This window comes from Citrobacter sp. S46_ASV_140 (assembly GCF_018919545.1).
In the GTDB taxonomy this organism is placed as follows: domain Bacteria; phylum Pseudomonadota; class Gammaproteobacteria; order Enterobacterales; family Enterobacteriaceae; genus Citrobacter; species Citrobacter braakii.
The window spans coordinates 1-2,461 of the sequence record NZ_JAHLRC010000233.1 but is presented as its reverse complement, the minus strand read 5'-3'; the positions used below and the strand labels follow the sequence as shown (position 1 = coordinate 2,461).

3 protein-coding genes are annotated in these 2,461 nt (G+C 52.4%); 1 reads left to right on the top strand and 2 read right to left on the bottom strand.

What is annotated here, in order from left to right:
- Positions 1–827: nucleotide 5'-monophosphate nucleosidase PpnN (ppnN, locus tag KQJ19_RS23265; RefSeq protein WP_216404251.1), on the bottom strand; the 827-nt coding region annotated here is incomplete at its 3' end.
- Positions 828–940: 113 nt separating this feature from the next.
- The gene (gene queF, locus KQJ19_RS23260) at positions 941–1,789 is read right to left on the bottom strand and encodes an NADPH-dependent 7-cyano-7-deazaguanine reductase QueF (protein ID WP_103766723.1); all 849 of its coding nucleotides are present in this window, start codon (positions 1,787–1,789) and stop codon (positions 941–943) included.
- Between the two features lie 68 nt (positions 1,790–1,857).
- On the opposite strand from queF, the gene syd reads away from it, so the two are divergent.
- A complete protein-coding gene (gene syd, locus KQJ19_RS23255) occupies positions 1,858–2,403 on the top strand; it encodes a SecY-interacting protein (protein WP_103847984.1) in 546 nt (181 codons plus the stop codon).
- Positions 2,404–2,461: the final 58 nt, after the last annotated feature.

Genomic DNA, 2,461 nt, shown 5'->3' with positions numbered 1-2,461 from the left:
GCCGGGTTCATCAGGATCCCCAGCAGATACAGCAGTTCTTCTGCTGTCCCTACGCCGCCTGGGAAGATGATTATACCGTGGGCGATACGCACGAACGCTTCCAGACGTTTTTCAATGTCCGGCATGATGATCAGTTCGTTAACCAGCGGGTTAGGCGGCTCAGCGGCAATGATTGACGGTTCGGTCATACCGATAAAGCGGCTGTCTTTGTATCGTTGCTGGGCGTGACCGACCGCAGCGCCTTTCATTGGCGCTTCCATCGCCCCCGGACCACAGCCGGTACAGATGTTCAGTTCGCGCAGGCCCAACTGGGTACCAACGCGACGGGCGTACAGGTACTCATTTTCGTTGATTGAGTGACCCCCCCAGCAGACGACCATGTTCGGCGCTTCACCCACGTGTAGCGCCCGGGCATTGCGCAGGATCGAGAATACCAGGTTGGTAATATGCACCGAGCTTTCAAGATCCAGATGCTGAAAGCGACCGGCGTTATGGATCTGGCCATTGACGAACAGAATGTCGCGCAGCACAGCAAACAGGTTGGCCTGCAGTGCGCGAATAATGCGTCCATCAACAAACGCATCTTCAGGCGGGTTGATCAGTTCCAGCTTCACGCCCCGTTCGCGGCGCAGCACGTTAATGTCGAAACTTTCAAAGCGTGACAGCAGCTCTTTGCTGTTGTCGGTCAAACTGCCGGAGTTCAGAACGGCAAGCGAACAGTTACGAAACAGTTGATACAGGTCGCTGCTGGCCGTGCGTTTAAGCATATCGACTTCCAGCTGCGACAACATGTCCATTGAGCCAAGCGGGCTAATATGTGTAATCAAGTAAACTCCTTATGGGACGCAACACGTCATTCCCTGTTGATTACAATAGCCCTGGCTTATGACCTTTCACAACCTTGCGCGCGGAATCCGGCACGCAAAATTGAGAAAAAAGATTACTGACGTACCAGGCGCCCCGTTGCTGGGGTGAAATCGGTGTTGGTGCGCCATGGGTTAATGTCCAGGCCGCCACGTCGCGTGTAGCGTGCGTAAACGCTCAGTTTCTCCGGCTGGCAGAAGCGCAGAATGTCATTGAAAATGCGTTCCACGCACTGCTCGTGAAACTCATTATGGTGACGGAAGGAGACCAGATAACGCAGCAGCTTCTCGCGATCGATTTTCCGTCCGCGATACTGAATCTGTATGGAGCCCCAGTCCGGCTGGTGGGTGATCAAGCAGTTAGACTTCAGCAGATGGCTGACCAGCGTCTCTTCCACCGCTTTTTCACCGCCAACGGCATTTTCCAGATACTCTGTGCTGAACTGGTAGTTATCGATGACGATATCCTGATTGTCGATACAGGTGCCGTTAAAGTGGGCTATCGGTTGTCCTTCCAGTTCGTCAAGACGGTACAGCGCTACGCTGACATCACCCTGAGCACAAGTGCGCAGATCGTTTTCCAGCGTCTGGCGTACCGCATCCCAGGAATCAAAACGCGTCTGGTTAAAACTGTTCAGGTAAAGCTTAAAGCTTTTCGATTCGATCAGATTTACGCTGGTGTAATCCAGTTCTACATGACCGACCGCTACCTGCGGTAAACCGTTGGCATTCAGCCAAGACAGTTCATATAGCGTCCAGATATCGGCACCGTGAAAAGGCAGATTATCGGCCTGTAAATCCAGCGGGTCGCGGTTCAGGCTGCGTGGAACGCCCTGCAGCAGGCTGGCATCGTAATTGTCACGGTAATCTGTTGATTTACCGAGAGTCAGGCCGTCAAGCGCCTGATGATTTTCATAAGAGGACATGTTTCACCGTCATAAACCAGATACACTATGAGACAAGTGTATCCTGGCTTTTGTGAAGAGAGAAATCAGTGGACGAATTGACAGCGCAGGCGTTGACAGCCTTTACGACACGTTATTGCGACGCATGGTACGAAAAAAACAACAGCTGGCCCCTCAGCGATGAGCTGTATGGCGTACCTTCTCCGTGCATCATTTCTTCCACAGACGATGCGGTATTCTGGCAACCTCAGCCTTTTGTCGGCGAAAAAAACCTCAATGCGGTTGAACGCGCCTTTGATATCGTGATACAACCAGCCGTTCACGCTTTTTACACCACCCAGTTTGCCGGGGACATGCACGCGCAGTTTGCGGATGAAAAACTAACGCTGCTGCAAACCTGGAGCGAAGACGACTTCAGGCGCGTTCAGGAAAACCTGATTGGTCACCTGGTTACGCAAAAGCGCCTCAAGCTGTCGCCTACGCTTTTTATTGCCACCCAGGACAATGAGCTTGACGTTATTTCGGTGTGCAATCTCTCCGGTGAAGTGTGCAAAGAAACGCTGGGAACCCGTAAACGAACGGTACTGGCGGGCTCACTTGCGGAATTTCTCACTCAGCTTAAGCCAGTTCTGTAATCCAGATTGCCCTGAACCTTGTGAGAGATCTCTTACAAACCCTGTAGGACATTGCCAG